This is a genomic window from Paraburkholderia sp. BL6665CI2N2 (assembly GCF_004366535.1).
Taxonomy (GTDB): Bacteria; Pseudomonadota; Gammaproteobacteria; order Burkholderiales; family Burkholderiaceae; genus Paraburkholderia.
On sequence record NZ_SORC01000001.1, the window covers coordinates 254,965 to 276,880 of the forward strand.

Genomic DNA, 21,916 nt, shown 5'->3' on the forward strand with positions numbered 1-21,916 from the left:
CGCTTTCTTAGATAATCCTCAAATCTCCACCCGTGCCCCCAACTCGATCACTCGATTGGCCGGCAGCTTCAGATAAGCCGCGACGTTACCCACGTTATGCAACATGACGGAGAACAAGCGCTCTCGCCACATCGCCATGCCGCTATCACGAGTCGGCACGAGAGTCGCACGGCTCAGAAAGTAGGAAGTCTCGGCCGGCTCGAATGCCAGCCCGTAAGCCTTGCAAACTTCGAGTGCGCGCGGTAGATCGACTTCATCCATGAAACCATACGTAATCGTGACCTGGTAGCATTCCGAATCGAGTGAACGCACGCTCACACGCTCACTGGCAGGCACCCACGGTATCTCCTCGTTGTCGACCGTCACGAAGACGACGCGTTTGTGCAGCACGCGGTTATGCATCAGATTGTTGATCAGCGAATGCGGCACACCGTCAGGATCCGGCGAAAGAAAGATCGCCGTGCCACCGCAGCGAATCGGCGATTCCTTCAGCAGCGTCGCCAGATAAGGTTTGAGCGGCGTCGTCCCGGCTCTCACGCGCGCTTCGGCACGCATCATCTCCCAGCCTCGTCCCCAGGTTGCCATGATCGTGTAGATAATCAGCCCGACCAGAAGCGGGAACCAGCCGCCTTCCATGAACTTCAGCAGATTCGCGGAGAAGAATGCCGCGTCGATCACGAAGAAGAAACCGGTCGCAACCACGCACAGCAGCCAGTTGTAATGCCACGCATAGCGAATGACGAAGAACGTCAGAATGGTCGTGATCAGCATCGTGCCGGTCACGGCGATACCGTACGCGGAACCGAGCGCCGTGGATGAACCGAAGCCGAGCACAGCAGCCACGACTGCAGCCAATAACGTCCAGTTGATGCCTGGCACGTAGATTTGTCCCATCTCCCTTTCCGAGGTATAGACAACGTTCATGCGCGGCAGAAAGCCGAGTTGCATCGCCTGCTTGGTCATCGAATACGTGCCCGAGATAACGGCTTGCGACGCGATCACGGTCGCAACCGTCGAGAGCACGATCATCGGATACAGCGCCCATTGCGGAAACAGTTTGTAGAACGGATTTTGCAACGCGCCCGGATCGGCAAGCAGCAACGCGCCCTGCCCCAGATAGTTCAGCGCGAGTGCAGGAAATACGAGGCCGAACCACGTCAGCCGGATCGGCTTCGCGCCGAAATGTCCCATGTCGGCATACAGGGCTTCCGCGCCAGTCAACGACAGCACGACCGCGCCCAAAGCAACGAACGCCAGCCACCGATGATGCAGACAGAACGCCAGCCCCGTGAGCGGATTGAGCGCGAAAAGAATCGCGGGCGCCCGCATCATGTTGACGACGCCCACCACCGCAAGCACCATAAACCAGAGCACCATCACCGGTCCGAACACGATGCCGATACCGGCCGTGCCGCGTTTCTGCATCAGGAACAGCGTGACCAGCGCAATCAGCGTCACGGGTATCACACAGGTCTTGAGGAACGGCGCGGCCACTTCGAGACCTTCGACTGCGCTCAGCACCGAGATCGCCGGCGTAATCACACTGTCGCCGTAAAAGAGCGCCGCGCCCATAATGCCGATGCCCAGCAACGCATGGCGCAAGCGCGGCCGCGCGGCGACAGACGACGCGGCCAGCGCCAGCAGCGCCATAATCCCGCCCTCACCGTGATTGTTCGCGCGAAGAATCAACGTGACGTATTTGAGCGAGACGACGATGATCAGCGACCAGACGATCAGCGACACAATGCCCACCACATTCAGCGCATTGAGCGACAGCCCGCTGGCCGGATCGAACACCGTCTGCAACGTATAAAGCGGACTGGTGCCGATGTCGCCATACACCACACCCAACGCGGCCAGCGCGAGTGCAGGCGTCGCCGGGCGGTGATGCCCGCGCCCGCCGGAATTGCCCGCATCGGCCGCGGCGGATACTGACTGGCTCATGTCTCGCTCCCAGTTTCGTGTTCTCGCAGTGCAACATATGGATTGGGCCGGTGCACGTGCGGAACCGATTCCTGCTTTTATCAGGCCTCGTTTTTTTCGAGGAGTCGCCTGCGTCCCACGCAACAGTCCGCCTCGCGGAAGCAACTTTCGTACGAGAAACACGCGTTGCAATTCCTAACGCCTGACGCGCATTCATAATGTTCTGATGTTTCGCGTATCTGCCTTTTGCTAGCGCGATCTGTCTCTTTTCCTGAACGACGGTGTGCCACTAATTCAACATATACCATCGGCCGTTTGCCACGCTACTGATACGTGAAGCAGTGACAGATTTATTTCTTGGGCAGACATGCGAGGCGCGAGCAGGCGCTCCCCTGCTTTGCCACGCGTATCGCGACCATGGCAATGGTCACGATCGGTGCGATGCTCGGCCGTGTGATCGGTCATGTGGCGCGCAGGCCCGCGGATCTCCATTTCTTTAGGTCCAATCCGCGTATGACGTCGCCGGCCGCCTGTATGATGGCGGGTCCGCGTAGACCTGAAGGTACGGCCAGAGTCCACGCAAACGCATCCATTCACGACAACCCAGAGGAAGATTGGCATGACGGCAGCAACGCAATTCGATCAGGTTTCCATTGTTAAACGAGCCAACGTCTATTTCGACGGCAAGTGCGTTTCGCACACGGTTCTGTTCGCCGACGGCACGCGCAAAACGCTTGGCGTGATCCTGCCGGGCGCGCTCAACTTCGGCACCGACGCGCCGGAACTCATGGAAGTACAGGCCGGTCAATGCCGCATCCGCCTCGAAGGCAGCGACGAGTGGAAGACGTACGGTGCGGGCGAGTCGTTCTCGGTGCCCGGGAAAAGCCGCTTCGATATCGACGTGATCGAAACACTCGACTACGTCTGCAGCTATCTGTAAAACGTGTCGCGTCGCGCGACGTCGACAATCGCCGGTTGGGCACGCGCCACCGCCCAACCGGCGAAGAGACAAGCACGGATTGAAGATTCGGTTGCGATCAACGGCGCTCGTCTCACGTTCGCTCAGCCACGCACCGACGTGTTTCGACATTGTTCAATAGCGCCTCAAAATCCTCGATGGGAAGCGGGCGACAGAAATAATAGCCCTGATACGCGTAGCATCCCGCCGCAGCGAGGAAATCCCGCTGAGCCTCGGTTTCGACGCCTTCGGCGATCACACCCAAACCGAGGCTGCGCGCAAGCGCCACGATAGTTCTGGCAATCACGGCGTCGTTCGGATCGATCAGGACGTCGCGCACGAATGAGCGGTCGATTTTCAACTGATCCAAAGGCAGCCGCTTCAGGTAGGACAGCGACGAATAGCCGATGCCAAAATCGTCGAGCGCGAAGACAATGCCTTTCGCTTTCAGCGCGCTCATCTTCTCAATGATGTCCTGCACGTTGTCGACCAGCACACTTTCCGTCAGCTCCAGTTTCAGCCTGTCAGGCCGCGCGCCGGTGCGAGCGATAATCGTCAATACGTTGTCCACGAAATCGGCTTCGCGGAACTGTTGAATGCTGACATTGACCGCAATCGTGAGATGCGCCATATCGGCCCGCGTTGCCCATTGCGCCAGTTGCGCGCAAGCGGCCTCCAGCACCCAGCTCCCCAGCGCAAGGATTAGTCCGGTCTCTTCCGCGAGCGGAATGAACTCGGCAGGCGGTACGATACTGCGCTGCGGATGCTGCCAGCGCACCAGCGCTTCCGCGCCTGTCACTCGCGTGCCCACAACCTGCGCCTGGTAGTGGAGCAGGAACTGTTTGTCCTCGATGGCGTTGCGCAAGCCCGCTTCCAGCGCGGCTCGCTGCACCACGACGGTCTGCATGTCGGGATCGAAGAAACGCACGGCATTGCGTCCTCGCTCCTTGGACTTGTACATCGCGAGGTCGGCCTGCTTGAGAAGTTCGTCGATCGAGGCCTGATGTCCTCTGAACACGGTGGCGCCAATGCTCGCACTCGTGCGGTACTCGATCTTGCCAAGCTGGTACGGACTACCCAAAACGGCGAGGATTCTTTCGCCCACGGCCTCCGTCTGATTGGCCGCCTCCTGCCGGTTCTTATGCAGATTGCCGAGCACCACCACGAACTCGTCGCCGCCCACTCGCGCCACCGTGTCGCTTTCGAGCACGCTATCTGCCAGACGCCGCGCCACTTGCTGCAGCAGCAGATCGCCTTTGTCGTGGCCCAAGGTATCGTTCAACGTCTTGAAGTGATCCAGGTCGATGAACAGCAGCGCGCCGCATGCCTCGTTGCGGGCGCTAGCCGTGATCGCCTGCCTCAGGCGGTCCAGCAGTAGCGTGCGATTGGGCAACCGGGTCAACGCATCGAAGAAGGCCAATTCCTTGATTCTCTCTTCCGCGATCTTGCGCTCGGTAATGTCGTGATGCGTGGCGACATAGTGGCTGACGGTGCCGTCGTCGCTCATCACGGCGGAGATCGTGAGCCATTTCGGGTACACCTCGCCGTTCTTGCGGCGGTCCCAGACTTCTCCTTGCCATCCGCCCGCACTGTGAATCGCTTCCCGCATCTCCTCGAAGAATGCGTCGTCGTGGCGGCCGGATCGCAGCACGCGCGGTGTCTGGCCGACGATCTCCTCGGCCGTATAGCCGGTGCACTCGGTGAAGGCCGAGTTCACGCGCAGGATGGTGGCGCTCGCGTCGGTGATCATCATCGGTTCCATCGAGTCGAATGCGACAGCGGCAATGCGCAGTTCAGCCTCGACCTGTTTGCGCTCGGTAATGTCGCGGCCGCTCATGCGAAAGCCGATGAACTCGCCCTTGGAATCGGTAATGGGAACCCAGGACGCGGACAGCCACATGAGCGAGCCATCCTTGCGAACACAGCGAAACTCAAGGTCATTGCCGCGCAAACCCTGTAGCGCCTTCTGGAATTCAGGCGCCACGCGGGGAATGTCCTCGGGATAAATCACGGTGCCGGCAAAATCCGGTAAGGCCATGCACTCGTCGACCGTATAGCCGATGTACGCCTGCACCGCCGAGTTGATCCAGCGCGGCTTGCCGTCGGGTCCCCACCAGATTTCCCAGTTGACCGTACAGTCGGCGATCGCGCGGAATTTCTCTTCGTTCTCGCGCAATTCCTTCGTCATTGCCGAGGCAAGCCGCATCGCCCGGCCGCGGCCGGTCATCATCAGCCAGGTGAGCAGCGCCAGCAACAAGCTGAGGCCCGTGCCGGTGCTGGCGATAAGGAGCGCGGCGTTGCGGCCGAAGCGGGCCTTGAAGTCGTCGTGGGCGCTCATCGAGAGCGTCCAGTCATGTCCGCCGACAACCAGATATTCATAGGCCGACATGTCCGTAGGCCGACGATGACCGGGCGCCTCGGGCGTCTTGTGCAACAGCGCGGCGGCCGACATTTCGACGCCGTCGTAGATAGCGATGGTGAGACCGGGCGGCTGCTCGCCATACAGGCTGGCGATGACATCGTGCATGCGGAACGACGCGAACACCCAGCCGACCAGGTGCGCGCGGCGCTGGGCGACGCTGTCTTGCGGCTGGCCCCGTGCATAGATCGGCAGGTACATGACGAATCCGGGGCGAGTATTGCCGCCGGAATCCACCGAGAGGCGAACTTTGCCGGAAAGGGTCGCCATGCCGGAGTCGCGCGCCTGCTCCAGGGCGCGCCGCCGCACCGGGTCCGCCCATGCATCGAAGCCGGGCGCCGCGCGATTGATGCCGATGAACGGCTCGCGCTGGATGATGGGCGCATAGTTCTCGCGCGAGCCTTCGGGCTCGATCGCGTAGTCGGGCACGCCCTGCCGGCGCATGGTCGTTATATGCTCGAGCTTTTGCGTCGCCGGCACCCACGCAACAATGCCGATCGCCTGGATGCCGGAGAAGTTGGCGTCGAGATTGAGCGTGCCAACGTAGTCACGAAACCGGCCGCGATCGATCTCGCCCGTCGCGGCGACCAGGCTCTGCACACCGCGTAGCAAGAGCTCGTACGTGCCCATGCGCTGCTCGATGCGGCTGACGGCGTCGCCCAGCGAATAGTTGAACTGGGACAGCAGTTCATGACGCGCGGATTGCCGCTCATGGTCCCACAGCATCCAGGTCACGCTGAGCGCGGCGGACAGGACCAGAAACGGAAGCAGGACGAGGCGTGCCCAGTTCACGGCTGCGTCTTGAAATCGACCATCGAATCGGCGAGGTCGGGTTTAAAGTACTTCTCGAAGATGCGCCGCACGGTGCCGTCCGCGCGCATCTCATTCACCAGCGCGCGCCACTTTTCCCGCTCGGCCGGCGGCAGTGCCTTCTTCGACATGATGAGGCCGTGACGGACGGCGGGGTCGTCGAATTCCACGATGGTGGTGACGTCGCGGATTTTCTTTTCATCGATTGCAGGGTAATCGAAAGGCTCGATGATCATGCCTTGAATGCGCCGCAGGATCAGCGCCTGATACAGCGGATCCAGACCGCCGGCCTGGCTGACACGATTTTCGGCGGAAAGCTTGTCGACCAGCCGGTTTGCCGAGTCGCTATAACGGAAGCTGCGGATAACGCCGAGCTGAAACTGATCGTTGTGTTCGAAGTCGGCCAGCCGATGAATTCCAGCGTCCTTGCGCACCAGCAGATAGTACTTGTTGCTGAAGTACCAGGCGAAATCCGCGTACTCATTACGCTCGTCGTTGGCAATGCCCGACAGGCTGAAATCCAGAGCGCCGGATTCAATCAGCTTCCAGATCCGGGCTCGCGACATCAGGCTGACTCTGATCTGGCAACCGCTGCGGCGAATCAGTTCGTCGGCGAAGTCCTTGTCGATCCCAGTATCTGTGTCGACGGAATAGAGCAGGCCGTGATCGTGTAAAGCGAGCGTAAACGAACGCGAACATTCCGGACCCGCGGCCATGGCGCTGCCCACGCAGCTTAGCGCCAGCAACAACCCCCCGAGGCAATGTCGAATCACAGTGTCTCCGTCGTACGAAGATGACTTGAGTACCACATTCAGTTTTCCCGACGATGGCCCCGGCGAGATCCTGCTATTGGGTCATTTTGAATGCGGCCAAGAGATGCCATTTTTCTACGGACTGGCCAGCATACACCTGTCCGTAGTGCCAGCGGAACATCCAACCGAAAGCGCTCTTCACGCAATATCGGCAACGGGCTGCAGTTCTTGAGACGGCGGTTGTTATTTTTTTGCGCGGAAGCGGATTCTGTCCATTTGGAGAACTTTCACGATCAGACGCCGCTTCCCGGAATATCGCCGTGGTACGACTCTTTTGGACGCTCACCGCTTGTAAGGGTGCGGAAGAGAGCATGACGCGTGAAGCGGGTATGGATGTTTTCAAACGGCAACCGGATGACAAGCGGTCCATTGCCCGTTTTTTGTCATTTGGCACGACGCCGAATTAGGGAAGGTCTGCACAACTCGTTTTCAGAGCGCTGATTTTTTGACACTTGGGGCGTATCAGCCGTAAGCGTCTGCTGGCAGGTTGTTCGTCTGGCTTTTCAGGTATGACGACCTCCGTTTGCCGAGACTCACGGCCTTTACCTCCGAGCGTTTCACGCCTTGCGTAATGCCTTGCGTGCCATCCAGAGGTTGCCCAGCGCAAACAGTGTCGTGATCTGCGCGGTGTTCTTCAACAATCCCCGGTACCGCGTCTTCGTATAGCCAAACTGCTGCTTGAGCACGCGGAACGGATGTTCAACCTTGGCGCGCACGCCAGCCTTCAGACGCTCAATCTGGTTGTATATCGCGTCCAGACGATTGTTCAGGTCCAGTTGTCGACGCTTGCCTGGTCGCATCGCTACATGCCAGCGTACCGGGTTCGCCTGACAGCGCTTCTCAATACCCTGATATCCGGCGTCAGCGTACACATCCTTTTCCTGGCCGTGCAACAGCGCTTCGGCCGCAATGATGTCGTGGACGTTGGCCGCCGTACCAATGACGGTGTGGACCAGACCCGACTCCGCGTCCACGCCGATGTGGGCTTTCATCCCGAAGTACCATTGATTTCCCTTCTTCGTCTGGTGCATCTCCGGGTCCCGTGTACCGGAGCCGTTCTTCGTCGAACTGGGTGCGGAAATCAAGGTCGCGTCGACCGCCGACCCTGCCTTCAACATCAAGCCTTTCTCGGTCAGGATCTCATTGACCAGCGTGAGCATCTGCGCGGCCAGGCCGTGCGTTTCGAGAAGGTGCCGGAACCGCAGAATCGTGCTCTCGTCCGGCAAACGCGTCATACCTTCGTTCAGCCCCGCAAACTCGCGATACAGCGGCACGTCATAAAGCGCCTCTTCCATCGCAGGGTCTGACAGACCAAACCACTGCTGCATGAAGTGGATCTGCAGCATCGTCGCAACCGGAAATGGTGGCCTTCCAGTCTTGCCCCTCGGATAGTGCGGTTCGATCAACGCAATCAACCTTGACCATGGCACAACGCGCCTCATCTCATCGAGAAATTCCCGCTTGCGCGTACGTTTCGTTGAAAGATCCAGACCAAGACCGAGCTGTGTCATCGACGAACTCCTTTAACTCGCGTTCTCCCAGGATAGGCCAACCAGACTTCAACGCCAGGACTTTTGCAGACTTTCCTTAGGTTCTTTGATCGAGTAAGCACAATTCATCAACCAATGGCACTATTCTTCCCACCCTGCTAGATTTTTACTCAGCCGAATCATTGATCGGGAGAGATCGATGGCCGACAGACCGACTTCCAATGCCTCCGCCGTCCGTTCGTTGATGCTGATTGCCGTGGTCGTGGCCGCGCTGGTCGCAGCCTTCGCCTATACGGCCGGCTGGCTCTCGCCAGGGCGTCTCACGCCGGCCAAGATCGTCAACGGTCTCGCGCCGCCGGGCGGCGCGGCGCTCGGCTTCCGGCGCAATCATGCCAAGGGCGTCTGCTTTACCGGCACTTTCGAATCGAACGGCGGAGCTACGGCTCTCTCGAAGGCGCCGATGTTCGCGCCTGGATCGTATCCGGTCACAGGACGTTTCAACCTCGCTACGGCCGACCCCAAAGCGCCGGATGCCACGGTCAGGGTGCGAGGCCTCAGCCTGCGCATCGTCGGACCGGATGGAAGCGAATGGCGCACGGCGATGATCGACGCGCCCTTCTTCCCGGTCGCCACGCCGCAGGCGTTCTACGCCCTGCTTCAGGCGTCGGCCAACACGAGCGACCCGGACGCGATGAAGAATTTTGTCGCCGCGCATCCGGAGTTCGGCACATTCGTCGGCTGGGCCGGCAGCGCGCCGTGGACGGCCTCGTACGCGCAAGACCGCTACAACAGCCTCAATAGCTTCATCTTCACGAATGCCCAGGGGCAGGAGCAACCGGTGCGCTGGTCCTTCGTACCGGCAGCACAGCCCGAGGCTGTGTCCGCCGACCAGTTGAAGGCGAAAGGCGCCGATTTTCTCGCCGCGGATATCACGCAGCGGGTGCAGAGCGCTCCGCAACGCTGGACGCTGGTCATCACCGCCGCCAACCCAGGCGATCCGACCGCCGACCCCACCAAAGCCTGGCCGGAAGACCGACGCAAGGTCGAGGCGGGCACGCTGGTGGTCAACGCGATCGAGCCCGAGGCCGACGGTCCGTGTCGCGATCTCAACTTCGATCCCACGGTCCTGCCGTCCGGCATGCACGTCTCGGACGACCCGTTTCCGGCCGCGCGCTCAGCCGCCTATTCTGTCTCGTTCAACCGGCGGACTGCCGAAGATAGAGACTATCCGCGCCATCCGGCGGGAGGAGCCACGCCATGACGACCCCGATCCACGCTCGCTTCACACCGCTGCAACGCGCGCTTCACTGGCTCATGGCGATCTGCATTCTGGCGATGCTCTTCATCGGCGTCGGGATGGTGTCCACCGTCCGCCCGGATTATCTTTCGCTGGTGTCGATTCACAAGCCGCTGGGTATCGTGATTCTCGTGCTGGCGCTGATTCGCCTGGTGGTGAGGTTGACGCGCGGCGCACCGCCGCTGCCGGCGTCGATGCCGGAACCGATGAAACTCGCCGCCCGCCTCTCGCATCTCGCGTTCTATCTATTGATGATCGGGCTGCCGCTAATCGGCTGGGGCATGCTGTCGGCGGCGGACTATCCTGTCGTCGTGTTCGGAATACATTTGCCGTCCATCCTGCCGCATAGCAACGGTTTGCACACGCTGCTGTGGAACGCGCATAGAACACTCGCGCTATGTTTCTTCGCGCTGATCGTGCTTCACCTGGCGGCGGCGCTGCTGCACGCGCTAGTGAGACGTGACGGTGTGTTCGAGGCGATGGCGTCCTGGTCGAGGCGGTGAGGCACGCGCCTCCAGCGATTGAAGCGAAGCGGGCGACCTGCACAGGCCGCCCGCGTCAAACTCTACTGAATTACCGCATCGCCACGCTTACCGCACCTTCCCCTGCTTCCACGCAGTCAGCAACTGGTCGTACTTGACCGTTTCGCCTTTCGGCTTCTCGTTCGCCAGCTTCTTCCACGGTGCGTGCTGATCCGACAACCATTTGTCCGGTGCGCTTTCCGGATTCAATTCCGGCGCGCAGACCTTCATCCCCGCGCGCTGCAGACGGCCGAGTACCTGGTCCATTTCTTTCGCCAGATTGTCCATCGCGGCTTGCGGCGTCTTCTCGCCGGCGACGGCTGTCGCGACGTTCTTCCACCACAGTTGCGCCATCTTCGGATAATCGGGCACGTTGTTGCCAGTCGGCGTCCACGCGACACGAGCCGGGCTTCGATAGAACTCGATCAACCCGCCATACTTGTCCGCGTTCTTCGTGAAGTAATCGCTATGAATATCGGAATCGCGAATGAACGTGAGACCGGTGATCGACTTCTTCAGCGAGACGGTTTTGGACGTAACGAACTGCGCGTATAACCACGCGGCGGCGCGCTGATTCGGCGGCGTCGACTTGAAGAAGGTCCACGAACCGACGTCCTGATAGCCGTTCTGCATGCCGTCCTTCCAGTACGGACCGTGCGGCGACGGCGCCATCCGCCACTTCGGCGTGCCGTCCGCGTTGGTCACGTTGCCGGGTTTCAGCATCGACGCGGTGAACGCGCTGTACCAGAAGATCTGCTGGGCGATCTTGCCTTGCGCGGGCACCGGCCCCGCTTCGTTGAAGGTCATGCCCGAGGCTTCGGGCGGCGCGAACTTCTTCAGCCAGTCGATGTATTTGGTGGTCGCGAACACGGCGGCCGGACTATTCGTGCCGCCGCCGCGCGAGACCGACGCGCCCACCGCATGGCAACCGTCCGGCGTGACGCGCACGCCCCATTCGTCGACCGGCATGCCGTTCGGAATGCCCTTGTCGGCTTCGCCGGCCATCGAAAGCCATGCATCGGTAAAGCGCCATCCCAACGACGGGTCTTTCTTGCCGTAGTCCATGTGCCCATAGACCTTTTCGCCGTCGATATTCTTCACGTCGTTCGTGAAGAATTCGGCGATGTCCTCATACGCGGACCAGTTCACCGGCACGCCCAGCTCGTAGCCGTATTTCGCCTTGAACTTGTCCTGCAGATCCTTGCGCGCGAACCAGTCGGCGCGGAACCAGTAAAGATTCGCGAACTGCTGGTCGGGCAACTGATAGAGCTTCTTGTCCGGCGCGGTCGTGAAACTCGTGCCGATGAAGTCTTTGATGTCGAGACCAGGGTTCGTATATTTCTTGCCTTCGCCGGTCATATAGTCCGACAGCGGCATGATCACGCCATAGCGATAATGCGTGCCGATCAGGTCGGAGTCGGAAATCCAGCCGTCGTAAATACTCTGGCCGGATTGCATCGAGGTCTGCAGTTTTTCGACGACGTCGCCTTCCTGGATGATGTCGTGCTTGACTGAAATGCCCGTGATTTCGGTGAACGCCTTGGCGAGCGTTTTCGATTCGTACATGTGCGTGTCGAGTGTTTCGGACACCACGTGCACTTCCTTGACGCCTGCCGATTTCAGCGTCGCAGCGGTATCAATGAACCACTTCATCTCGTCCATCTGCTGCTGCTTCGATAGCGTGCTGGGCTGGAACTCGCTATCGACCCACTTCTGCGCTTCGGGCGTGCCGGCGATCGACGCGTGGCTCGTGAAGCCAGTCGCGATGACGCCTGCCACGGCGAGCGTGACGATTCGTCTCCTCTGTTGCATGGCTTTCTCCTGTGTCTCCGCACCCCTTGGATCAACTGCCGAGGTCCGCCCGGGGGCATCAACGGAACCGGTCTGTCCAGATACGCAAACCTTCAGGACGCAATGCTGTTCATCCTTTCCACATGACGATCAGCAGCACGAGCATCGACGCCGCAAAACCGGGCCATGCGCTCGCGCGTTCCGCGCTGATGCCAATCCACGCGAGATTGATATACGCCGCAATCAGCAGTCCGATAAAAAGCCGGTCGCCGCGTGTGGTGCCGATCGGCAGGAAGCCTTTGCGTTCGGCGGTGGGCGAGCGGATTTCCCACACGGTCATGCCCGCCAGCATCACCACAATGCAGCCGAAGAAGATCGCCACTTCCGGTGTCCAATACATCCACGTGAGCATCAGACTCTCCCCATCGCAAAGCCCTTCGCGATGTAGTTCCGCACGAAATAGATGACGAGCGCACCGGGCACGATGGTCAGCACGCCCGCCGCCGACAGCACGCCCCAATCCATCCCCGCCGCCGATACCGTGCGCGTCATCACCGCGGCAATCGGCTTGGCGTTGACGGTGGTGAGCGTGCGCGCGAGCAGGAGTTCGACCCAGCTGAACATGAAGCAGAAGAACGCGGTCACGCCCACGCCCGACTTGATCAGCGGCAGGAAAATCTTGATGAAGAATGCCGGGAACGTATAGCCGTCGATATAGGCGGTTTCGTCGATTTCACGCGGCACGCCCGACATAAAGCCTTCGAGAATCCACACCGCCAGCGGCACGTTGAACAGCATGTGCGCGAGCGCGACCGCGATATACGTGTCCATCAAGCCCACGCTCGAATACAGCTGGAAGAACGGCAGCAGGAACACGGCGGGCGGCGTCATCCGGTTGGTGAGCAGCCAGAAGAACATGTGCTTGTCGCCGAGAAAGCGATAGCGCGAGAACGCATACGCGGCAGGCAGCGCGACCAGTACCGACATCACCGTATTCATCAGCACGTAGATGATCGAATTGATATAGCCCCAGTACCACGACGGGTCGGTGAAGATGACCTTGTAGTTGTCGAAGGTCACGTGATGCGGCCAGATCGCGAACGCGGACATTGTCTCCTCGTTCGTGCGCAGCGAGATCGACAGCATCCAGTAGAGCGGAATCAGCGCGAACAGGATGTACACCGTCAACACGACCACGCGCATCCAGCGGTTATTGCGCATGGTCGTCTCCCAGCGTTGCAGGGCCGCCTTTGCCCACGCGCTCCATCCAGTTGTACAGAATGAAACACAGCAACAGGATGATCAGGAAGTAGATCAGCGAAAACGCCGCTGCCGGGCCGAGGTCGAATTGGCCGACCGCTTTCTGCGTCAGGTACTGCGACAGGAACGTGGTCGAATCGCCAGGGCCGCCGCCCGTCAGCACGAACGGCTCGGTGTAGATCATGAAGCTGTCCATGAAGCGCAGCAGCACGGCGATCATCAACACGCCGCGCATCTTCGGCAGCTCGATATAACGGAATACGGCGAAGCGGCTCGCGCCGTCGATTTCGGCGGCCTGATAGAACGCGTCGGGAATCGCGCGCAAGCCGGCATAGCAGAGCAGCGCGACGAGCGGAGTCCAATGCCAGATGTCCATCACGAGCACCGTGATCCACGCGGCGGCGGGACTGGCCGTGTAGTTATATTCGATGCCCGCGTGATTGAGTGCATAACCGAGCAGGCCGATATCCGGACGCCCGAAAATCTGCCAGATCGTACCGACCACATTCCATGGAATCAGCAGCGGCATGGCCAGCACCACCAGCGAAGCCGACGCACGCCAGCCGGACGCGGGCATTGCGAGTGCAAGACCGACGCCGAGCGGGATCTCGAACAGCAGCACGCAGGCGGAGAAGATGATCTGCCGTCCAAGCGCGCCGCGCAGGTCGTCGTCGTTGATGATGGCGCGAAACCACTCGGTGCCGACGAACACATGTTGCGTCGGGCTGATAATGTCCTGCACCGAATAATTGACCACCGTCATGAGCGGCAAGATGGCGGAAAACGCGACGCAGATGAACACCGGCACGACCAGCAGCCACGCCTTCTGGTTGACGGGCTTGCTCATCGCGTGATCCTTTCGTCGTTGCTGAAGAACACGGTTTCCGGCGTGGCGAGTTTCAACCAGACCGCCCCTTCATCGACACGCAGATGCGGTTCGACTTTTGCCCTGAAGACGTGGCCATCGCACTGCGCCGTAACCAGTTGGTAGTTGCCGAGTTGCTGCACACGCAGCAGGTGCGCTTTCACCGCGCCGGCTTCACCGTCGCTCGCGAGGCGCACGAACTCTGGGCGAATGCCGAGCGTCAGCCTGCCGTTGGCGTGCTTCAGCGTATCGAGCGTAGGCGGGTCGAGTTGCAAGTGCTGCGTGCCGATCCTGATGCCGTCGGCGTTCAGTTCGACCGGACAGAGATTCATCCCCGGACTGCCGATGAAATAGCCGACAAACGCATGATCGGGCCGCAAGAACAGCGCACCCGGATCGCCTTTCTGCACGACGCGGCCGTTCGTCATCACGACGACTTCATCCGCGAAGGTCAGCGCCTCGACCTGATCGTGCGTCACGTAGATCAACGTCAGCTTCAGTTGCTGATGAATCTTTTTCAACTGACGACGCAGGATCCACTTCATATGCGGATCGATAACGGTCAAAGGTTCATCGAACAGGATCGCGGCAACGTCCTTGCGCACGAGGCCGCGCCCAAGCGAGATTTTCTGCTTGGCATCCGCCGACAGATTGTTCGCCTTGCGCGGCAATTCACGCGTCATGTCGAGAATTTCCGCCACTTCGTGAACACGCTGTTTGACGTCATGCGCCGACATTTTCCGGTTGCGCAGCGGGAACGCGAGGTTGTCGAACACGCTCATCGTGTCGTAGATCACCGGGAACTGGAACACTTGCGCAATGTTGCGCTCGCGCGGGCTCTGCGCCGTGATGTCGCTGCCGTCGAACAACACCTTGCCCTCCGAGGGCGTCACCAGTCCGGACACGATGTTGAGCAGCGTGGACTTGCCGCAACCGGACGGCCCGAGCAACGCATACGCGCCACCGTCTTCCCAGACCATGCTCATTGGTTGCAACGCGTAGTCGTCGAGCGTGGCCGGGTTGGGTGCATACGCGTGCGCGAGATTCTGGAACTCAATGCGCGCCATGAGCGGCCTCCGGGCCAGACACCAGCGTCGTGTCCGCGCCGAACACGAACAATTCGTCGGGGTCGATGTACACGTCGAGTTCGGTACCCAGATCGATCTGATGCACGCCTTGCAGTTGCGCCACCAGATCGATGCCGCCTTGCCGCGTATGCAGATGCAAGTAGGTTTCGGAGCCGCTCAGTTCGGCCAGTTCGAGCCGGCACGGCACGGCAACGGAGCGCGGCGTTCGCGGCGCGAGTCGCAGATGGCCGGGACGGACGCCGATGCGGACCGTTTCGTTCGCGCTGACAGCCCGCACGCTGGCTCGCCCGAGCGGCACGTCGATACCGATTGGCAGGCGTGCGGTGCCGTCGGCGGTGAGATCGCTGGCGAGCATGTTCATCGGCGGGTCGTTGAAGACGGCCGCGACGTCGATATTGGCCGGCGCGTTGTACACATCGAGCGTCGGTCCGTGCTGCAGCACGCGCCCCTTGTCGACGATCGCCGTATAGCCGCCGAGCAGAAGCGCTTCAAGCGGTTCGGTCGTCGCGTAGACGACGGTGGTTTTGCCGTCCGCGAACAGCGTCGCCAGTTCCACGCGCAATTCCTCGCGCAGCTTGTAGTCGAGATTGACGAGCGGTTCGTCCAGCAAGACCAGCGACGAGCGCTTGACCAGCGCCCGCGCCAGCGCGCAACGCTGCTGCTGGCCGCCGGACAGTTCGCCCGGACGCCGTTGTAGCAGGTGATCGATATGGAGTTTGGCGGCGACTTCGTGGACGCGCCGTTTGACTTCGTCGGCGGGCGTCTTTTGCAGCTGCAGCGGCGACGCAATGTTGTCGAACACCGTCATGGCGGGATAGTTGATGAACTGCTGGTAGACCATCGCGAGGTTGCGTTGCCTCACGCTGACGCCGGTCACGTCGTTGCCGTCGGCCAGCACCCGGCCGGAAGCCGGGCGGTCGAGTCCGGCCATCACGCGCATCAGGGTGGTCTTGCCGGCTTGCGTCGGTCCGAGCAGCACGTTGATCGCGCCGGGGACAAGCCGCAGATCGACGCCGTACAGGTCCGTGTGGGCGCCCGAAACGACCGTCACCCGCTCCAGTTCCAAGACCAAATCGCTCTCCTTTGTTCTAGTGCGTCTCCGGTACTGCGGGTGCCTTCTGGTCCAACTTGGGGCGGACGGCGAAGCGCACCCCTTTTTTCTGAAAGGAAATCAAAACAACGGGTTCGATGTTCCTTTTTGTTCGTTTACGTTTAAATTGGTGTTAACCATACAATCGGTCGACAATGAATTTTATTGACGCTTACCGCATTGATAACGATTGCTTTCGTTGAGTGTTTTACTTTGCATCAATCGTAATCTGGTTGTCAGCGTAACAGAATGGCAATCCGACCGACGAATAGCCTGTTCGCGCCGCGCGGATAGGACGCAGGTTTGACGCGCGTGGTCAAATGGGGCTTTTGAGGAGGACCGCATGAGTGCTGTCAACGATAAAGAAGCCGCTGACCGGACCGTCAAGCTCTACTCGGTACGCGACTTTTTCCGCAGGCCCGAAAAACACCAGTTCACGATTTCGCCGGATGGCCGGCATCTCTCGTTCTTGACCCGGCACGCGGGCCGCCAGAACATCTTCGTTCAGGAAGTCGGCCCCGACGGCTCGCCGTCAGGGGACGCGCGGGCTTTGACCAACGAAACCGAACGCGACGTTCCGGGCCACACGTGGAAAGGAAACGACCGCATACTGTTCGTCAAGGACTTTGGCGGCGACGAAAACTATCACGTGTTGTCCGTGCCGATCCATGGCGGCGAACCGGTCGACCTGACGCCGTTCGACGGCGTCAAGGCGAGCATCGTCGACGATCTCAGAGACGACGACCGCCATATCCTGATTCAGATGAACCGGCGCGATCCGCAGGTGTTCGACGTGTTTCGCGTCGACGTCGTTACGGGCGCCTTCACTCCGATCGCTGAAAACCCCGGCAACATCCTGGGCTGGATGACCGATCACGCTGGGAACCTGCGTGTCGCGACGGCCTCGGACGGCGTCAACACGACCTTGCTCTACCGCGATACCGAAACCGAACCGTTCCGCCCGATCCTCACGGCGGACTTTCGTGAAACGGTGTCGCCGCTGTTCTTTACCTTCGACGATCAGCGCTTGTACGTGCTCTCCAATCGAGGCCGCGACAAGACGGCTATCTTCGAGTTCGACCCGCAAACCGCGCAGGAGGGCGAGCTGCTGTTCGAAACCGAACACGTGGACGTGGGCGGCATGACCTTTTCGCAACATCGGCGCGTATTGACCGCCGCGTGGTATGTGGATGACCGTTTGCATCGGCACTTCTTCGACGAGTGGGCGCGTTCGATCCACGAAGATCTGGCTCGTCAGTTGCCCGGCCAGGAGATCGCGATCACAAGCATCACGCGCGACGAGTCGCGCGCGATCGTCCACGCTTCGAGCGACCTGTCGCCGGGCTCGATCTGGACGTACGATATCGCCAGCCGTCATCTGTCGCGGCTCTGTGATCTGATGCCCTGGCTCGACGCCGCGGACATGGCGCGAATGGAACCGATCAGCTTCGTCGCGCGCGACGGGTTGCGGATCAACGGCTATCTGACGTTGCCTGCGGGCGTCGCACTCGGACAAAAGCCGGAGCGCCCGCTCCCGTTGATCGTCAATCCGCACGGAGGACCTTGGGCGCGCGATTCATGGGGATTCAACCCCGAAGTGCAACTGCTCGCCAATCGCGGGTATGCCGTCTTGCAGTTGAACTTCCGCGGATCGACGGGCTATGGACGCGCGTTCTGGGAGGCGAGCTTCGGTCAGTGGGGCAAGTCGATGCAGGACGACATCGACGACGGGATCGACTGGCTCGTCGCGCAAGGTCTGGCCGACCCAGCGCGCGTGGGCATCTACGGCGCGAGCTACGGAGGTTACGCGGTGCTCGCCGGCGTCGCATTCACTCCCACGCGCTATGCGGCAGCGGTCGACTATGTCGGCGTTTCGAATCTGTTCACGTTGCTCGAATCGTTGCCGCCGTATTGGAAGCCGATGCTCGACATGATGTACGAGATGATCGGCAACCCGCAAACCGAAACGGGCAAGCAGGCGCTGCACGATGCGTCGCCGCTATTCTTCGTGGATCGGATCGTGACGCCGTTATTCGTCGCGCAAGGCGCCAACGATCCGCGAGTCAAGCAAGCCGAAAGCGACCAGATCGTGAACGCCCTGCGTGAACGTGGGATCGACGTCAAGTACATGCTCAAAGACAACGAAGGACACGGCTTCCACAACGAAGAAAACCAGTTCGAATTCTACGAGGCGATGGAGGTCTTTCTCGCGCAACATCTAGGCGGCCGTTCAGCGGCGTAGCGGGCCGACAGATTCCGCATGGGACGGCGGTCGGCGCAAACTCGCGCCGGCTCGCCGTGCCAGTTTATAGGCCTCTCAGGAACGCGACTAGCAAGTCGCTTACTTCGGTTGAGCGTTCGCGCTGAATCCAATGACCCGCGCCGTCGAGAATATGGCAGCCACGCAATCCGGGTAGCACGCGTGCCAGATTCTCGATACGCGCCCGCGAGCCCGGAAACTTGAGAACGTCGTCTCTCGTGCCGGCCACGAACATCGAAGGCTGCCGGATCACGGCCCCTCGCCACGCAGCCATGAGTTCCGACGAGCGTCGAATACCGCGATACCAGTTGAGTCCGCCTCTGAAACCCGTGCGCGCGAACTCGCCCGCCACATAGGCGATCTCTTCGCTGGTGAGCCAGGCTGGCAGCGTCTCGGGGTCGAGCGTGTTGTCGAGAAAACCTGCGCCGGGTGCCAATATTCCGGCCACGACGCGTTCGGGCCCATCGCCCGACATGCTGAAGGTGATGCGTCGAATTGCGGCTTCGGGATCCGCCTCGAACTCGCGCTCGGCTACACCGGGCGTCTGGAAGTACTGCATATAGAATGTTCGTATTCCTTGCCGATCCAGCGCAGTAAGCAAATCCTCCCGTGCAGGCGGATGAAACGGCACGCTCATGCCGACAACGGCACGGAACAGATCGGGCCGCAACATCGCCGAGTTCCAGGCGACCGGCGCGCCCCAATCGTGGCCGACGATCACAGCCTCGCTTTCACCGAGCACGTTGACGAGTTCGACCATATCGCCGACGAGATGCAGCATCGTGTACGAGTCCGCGTCGGGCGGTGCGTCGGTGCCGCCATAGCCGCGCATATCGGGTGCGACGGCGCGGAAGCCCGCGGCGGCGAGCGCCGCCAACTGATGTCGCCAGGAGTACCAGGACTCCGGAAAGCCATGACATAGCAGCACGAGCGGGCCGCTGCCCTGGGTGGCCACACGCATGCGCAATGCGCCGACTTGCAGCGTCTCGAGGCGAAGTTCGTGCAAGGTCGGCTCCATTAGATTCAATTTAGCGTGACGAGCAACGCCGGGCTCCGGCGAATCAAGCAGCCCTGATGGATCATTTTGCCGAGCTGCCCATTCGCTCACCTTAAGGGGATACGCGTGCGCGCGCCTCGATGTTAACCCGCTCATGAATGGCCTCGCAATGGCGAACCAGCGCCGGACGCGAGAGCACGTACTGCTTCAACGGCGTGTCGATCCGGTAGAAATAGATGTTGGCGACAAAGCCGTAGATCGCCGCGTCGACGGTTGTCGGCTCGGGCCCGAAAACAAATCCGTCGTTGCCGAGCAGATCCGCCACGACACGCAAATCGTCGATACCTCTCGCATAGACCTGCTCCGGCTCATAGCGGCCAATGCCTTGGTAGTGATAGCGCAGCCGGTTGTATTCGCGCGCGGCTTCGAGGTCGCTTGCGCTCACGTCTGCGTGTGTGGCGAGAATGGCGTCGCGGAAAGACGGCCAGAAGCGGTCGTCGCGCCAACGTGAAAAGCTCATCGGCCAGTACAGGTCGTCGAGCGTCCTTCGGACCAGGAAGTCGAGATTCAATTGTCCCGGCGAAAGCGCGTGGTCAATGCGTAGGTCGTACCGACGCTTCAAATGGGCGATGATCCCGTCGCTATCGCCGATCGTTTCTTCGCCATCGACCAGATATGGCAACTGTCCGCGCGGTGCGAGGCTCGTATCGAGGATCTGCCGATGCTCGAAGTCCATCCCGCAGAGACGCATGAACGCGAATACCTTGAGACCAAAAGGATTGTTGTCGGCGACGCCAAACAGGTCGGGATAGGAATAAAGCGTCAGCATGAGGGACTCCTCGCCAGGGGCCGTCACTCTGCGAAGAGTCGCTACTACGGAGTGCGGAAGTGAGCGGATGCGATGCGCTCAAGCTTACTCGACTCCCGGTCGACCGTCATGTGATTGGCGTGCGATGACGGTACATCGGCATAAACGGTTTTTCGCCATGCGCTGTACAGCGTCTCTCAGTGACCCAGGCCGCTCCTGGCGATTTGCTGCTCGACGAACTGGGCAAACAGTGAATGCAGATGCGTGGTCGGATGAAGGTCGTCGGCGAACATGTACGTCTGGTCCGCGTTGCTGGTCACGTAGGTTGGCGGCGAGCACAGCAAGGCCGTGTTGTCGGGTGTCTTCTTGGGGTCGCAGGCCTGGCCGGTGTTCGACACGGCAAAGCCATTGGCCTGAAAGTTGGTGATGATCCCGTTCAGCCACGTATAGGCATCGACCTGGATGACTTTTGCCTGCACACCTGCGGTCTGCAACGCGGTGTTCAGCGTATCGTTAAACAATTGCGATAGCTGGCTCAGGTTAGCCCCGCCATCGGATGAGGCAAGGCCGGTCGGCGAGAGCCCGACATTTGGAAGATTGACCACCACGACGTGCGCGCCGCCGTTCTGGACGATCTGCCCGATGACCTGAGCCAGCGTGTTCGCCGCCGTCTGCACGGTCGGCGCCGCGGCCGGCAACTGCCCGGCGCGAAGCACATCGTTCGCGCCGGCCCAGACGAGCACCAGTTGATTGGCGTTGAAACTGCCATGCGCCGAGAGATAGCTGGACACCTGCTGATTGACCGGCATCTCGACGTTGCCGATCACCGCGGTCAGAAAATCGGACTGATTGGCCGGGGTCGCAACGGTAGCACCGCCTTCCGCATAGCCCAAGCCGCCTTGCGCACTGAGTTTATGCGTGACGTCGATCGTATAGGCCGCCTTTAGCGTGTCGCCGTAATACTGCGCGACATCCTGAGTCCACACCTGCCCGGGATTCGTCGTGAAACGGCCGCCGCCAACCGCGCTTGCAAGCGGCGCGTAGGTTCCGACGTCGGAAAGGCTGTCGCCGAACGAGACGATTTGCAGATTGATGCCGCCGGCCGGTGTGGCGGGGCTACCGCTATTATTCGAGTCGCCACCGTGGCCGCCGCACGCGGTAAGTAGTGACAGCGCTACTGCAAAAATTGCAGCGCGTACCGTGTCATTTATTCCTCGCATCGCAACGTCTCCCTGGCTGGCCCGAGAGCCGTTGCGACATTGCGGCTTTATCGCCGGTCGCGCTCTCCCGATAAGCACACTCTTCAAGCAATAAGCGTGCGCTATCGCGGATGACGCTGCTGTGAGGTCATGCACACTTTCGAGAATGGCGAGCGACGCGATGCATTGCAGCGCATATGGCCGCCGTCAATCGAAGGATTCCGTATCAATCCGGCGTCCGGTTGCGGCACGCCCCTCATGACGTGTCGGGCGCATTTCGCCTGCGTAGAATCACGCATTCACTTCAAAACACGCGCTCCTGCCACGC

17 protein-coding genes are annotated in these 21,916 nt (G+C 60.7%); 4 read left to right on the top strand and 13 right to left on the bottom strand.

From position 1 onward, the window contains the following. Positions 1 to 18: 18 nt before the first annotated feature. Positions 19 to 1,944, bottom strand: coding sequence for a potassium transporter Kup (locus B0G81_RS01135; RefSeq protein WP_134132680.1), 1,926 nt, complete (start codon positions 1,942 to 1,944; stop codon positions 19 to 21). A 598-nt stretch (positions 1,945 to 2,542) separates the two neighbouring features. Here B0G81_RS01135 and B0G81_RS01145 point away from each other — a divergent pair. Then, a complete protein-coding gene (locus tag B0G81_RS01145; protein ID WP_116122394.1) occupies positions 2,543 to 2,863 on the top strand; it encodes a pyrimidine/purine nucleoside phosphorylase in 321 nt (106 codons plus the stop codon). Between the two features lie 112 nt (positions 2,864 to 2,975). Here B0G81_RS01145 and B0G81_RS01150 read toward each other — a convergent pair whose 3' ends face one another. The 3 genes from B0G81_RS01150 to B0G81_RS01160 all read right to left on the bottom strand — a co-directional run bounded on the left by B0G81_RS01150 (position 2,976) and on the right by B0G81_RS01160 (position 8,433). After that, complete coding sequence (locus tag B0G81_RS01150) at positions 2,976 to 6,092, bottom strand: EAL domain-containing protein (protein WP_134132687.1); 3,117 nt, start codon at positions 6,090 to 6,092, stop codon at positions 2,976 to 2,978. Continuing rightward, on the bottom strand, positions 6,089 to 6,883 hold the full coding sequence (locus tag B0G81_RS01155; RefSeq protein ID WP_116147180.1) for a transporter substrate-binding domain-containing protein: 795 nt from the start codon (positions 6,881 to 6,883) through the stop codon (positions 6,089 to 6,091). Before B0G81_RS01155 ends, B0G81_RS01150 begins: the two co-directional genes overlap by 4 nt. A gap of 596 nt (positions 6,884 to 7,479) precedes the next feature. Then, entirely contained in the window at positions 7,480 to 8,433 is a 954-nt protein-coding gene (locus B0G81_RS01160) for an IS5 family transposase (protein ID WP_132374016.1), read from the bottom strand. A gap of 178 nt (positions 8,434 to 8,611) precedes the next feature. Between B0G81_RS01160 and B0G81_RS01165 the strand changes: the two genes are divergently transcribed. Both B0G81_RS01165 and B0G81_RS01170 read left to right on the top strand, forming a co-directional pair. Next, entirely contained in the window at positions 8,612 to 9,673 is a 1,062-nt protein-coding gene (locus tag B0G81_RS01165) for a catalase family peroxidase (RefSeq protein ID WP_134132694.1), read from the top strand. Next, complete coding sequence (locus B0G81_RS01170) at positions 9,670 to 10,212, top strand: cytochrome b/b6 domain-containing protein (RefSeq protein WP_134132699.1); 543 nt, start codon at positions 9,670 to 9,672, stop codon at positions 10,210 to 10,212. The genes B0G81_RS01165 and B0G81_RS01170 overlap by 4 nt, the downstream gene beginning before the upstream one ends. An 87-nt stretch (positions 10,213 to 10,299) precedes the next feature. Here the strand turns inward: B0G81_RS01170 and B0G81_RS01175 are convergent, their stop codons facing one another. The 6 genes from B0G81_RS01175 to B0G81_RS01200 all read right to left on the bottom strand — a co-directional run bounded on the left by B0G81_RS01175 (position 10,300) and on the right by B0G81_RS01200 (position 16,306). Beyond that, on the bottom strand, positions 10,300 to 12,042 hold the full coding sequence (locus B0G81_RS01175; protein ID WP_106282714.1) for an ABC transporter substrate-binding protein: 1,743 nt from the start codon (positions 12,040 to 12,042) through the stop codon (positions 10,300 to 10,302). Positions 12,043 to 12,151: 109 nt separating this feature from the next. After that, on the bottom strand, positions 12,152 to 12,433 hold the full coding sequence (locus tag B0G81_RS01180) for a DUF2160 domain-containing protein (RefSeq protein WP_116122398.1): 282 nt from the start codon (positions 12,431 to 12,433) through the stop codon (positions 12,152 to 12,154). Beyond that, on the bottom strand, positions 12,433 to 13,242 hold the full coding sequence (locus B0G81_RS01185; protein ID WP_134132701.1) for a carbohydrate ABC transporter permease: 810 nt from the start codon (positions 13,240 to 13,242) through the stop codon (positions 12,433 to 12,435). The genes B0G81_RS01180 and B0G81_RS01185 overlap by 1 nt, the downstream gene beginning before the upstream one ends. After that, a complete protein-coding gene (locus tag B0G81_RS01190; RefSeq protein WP_116122400.1) occupies positions 13,232 to 14,128 on the bottom strand; it encodes a sugar ABC transporter permease in 897 nt (298 codons plus the stop codon). The genes B0G81_RS01185 and B0G81_RS01190 overlap by 11 nt, the downstream gene beginning before the upstream one ends. Continuing rightward, complete coding sequence (locus B0G81_RS01195) at positions 14,125 to 15,213, bottom strand: ABC transporter ATP-binding protein (protein WP_134132703.1); 1,089 nt, start codon at positions 15,211 to 15,213, stop codon at positions 14,125 to 14,127. The genes B0G81_RS01190 and B0G81_RS01195 overlap by 4 nt, the downstream gene beginning before the upstream one ends. Further along, entirely contained in the window at positions 15,200 to 16,306 is a 1,107-nt protein-coding gene (locus B0G81_RS01200) for an ABC transporter ATP-binding protein (protein WP_134132708.1), read from the bottom strand. Before B0G81_RS01200 ends, B0G81_RS01195 begins: the two co-directional genes overlap by 14 nt. Positions 16,307 to 16,667: 361 nt before the next feature. On the opposite strand from B0G81_RS01200, the gene B0G81_RS01205 reads away from it, so the two are divergent. After that, on the top strand, positions 16,668 to 18,566 hold the full coding sequence (locus B0G81_RS01205) for a S9 family peptidase (RefSeq protein WP_134132714.1): 1,899 nt from the start codon (positions 16,668 to 16,670) through the stop codon (positions 18,564 to 18,566). Between the two features lie 64 nt (positions 18,567 to 18,630). Here B0G81_RS01205 and B0G81_RS01210 read toward each other — a convergent pair whose 3' ends face one another. From B0G81_RS01210 to B0G81_RS01220, 3 genes are all read right to left on the bottom strand, one after another. Further along, positions 18,631 to 19,590 carry an alpha/beta hydrolase gene (locus B0G81_RS01210; RefSeq protein WP_243856333.1) on the bottom strand — a complete coding sequence of 320 codons (960 nt, stop codon included), beginning with the start codon at positions 19,588 to 19,590 and terminating at the stop codon, positions 18,631 to 18,633. 103 nt (positions 19,591 to 19,693) lie between these two features. Continuing rightward, positions 19,694 to 20,410, bottom strand: a complete 717-nt coding sequence (locus B0G81_RS01215; protein WP_134132718.1) for a glutathione S-transferase C-terminal domain-containing protein — start codon at positions 20,408 to 20,410, stop codon at positions 19,694 to 19,696. 176 nt (positions 20,411 to 20,586) lie between these two features. Next, the gene (locus B0G81_RS01220) at positions 20,587 to 21,609 is read right to left on the bottom strand and encodes an SGNH/GDSL hydrolase family protein (protein WP_134132721.1); all 1,023 of its coding nucleotides are present in this window, start codon (positions 21,607 to 21,609) and stop codon (positions 20,587 to 20,589) included. Positions 21,610 to 21,916 lie beyond the last annotated feature (307 nt).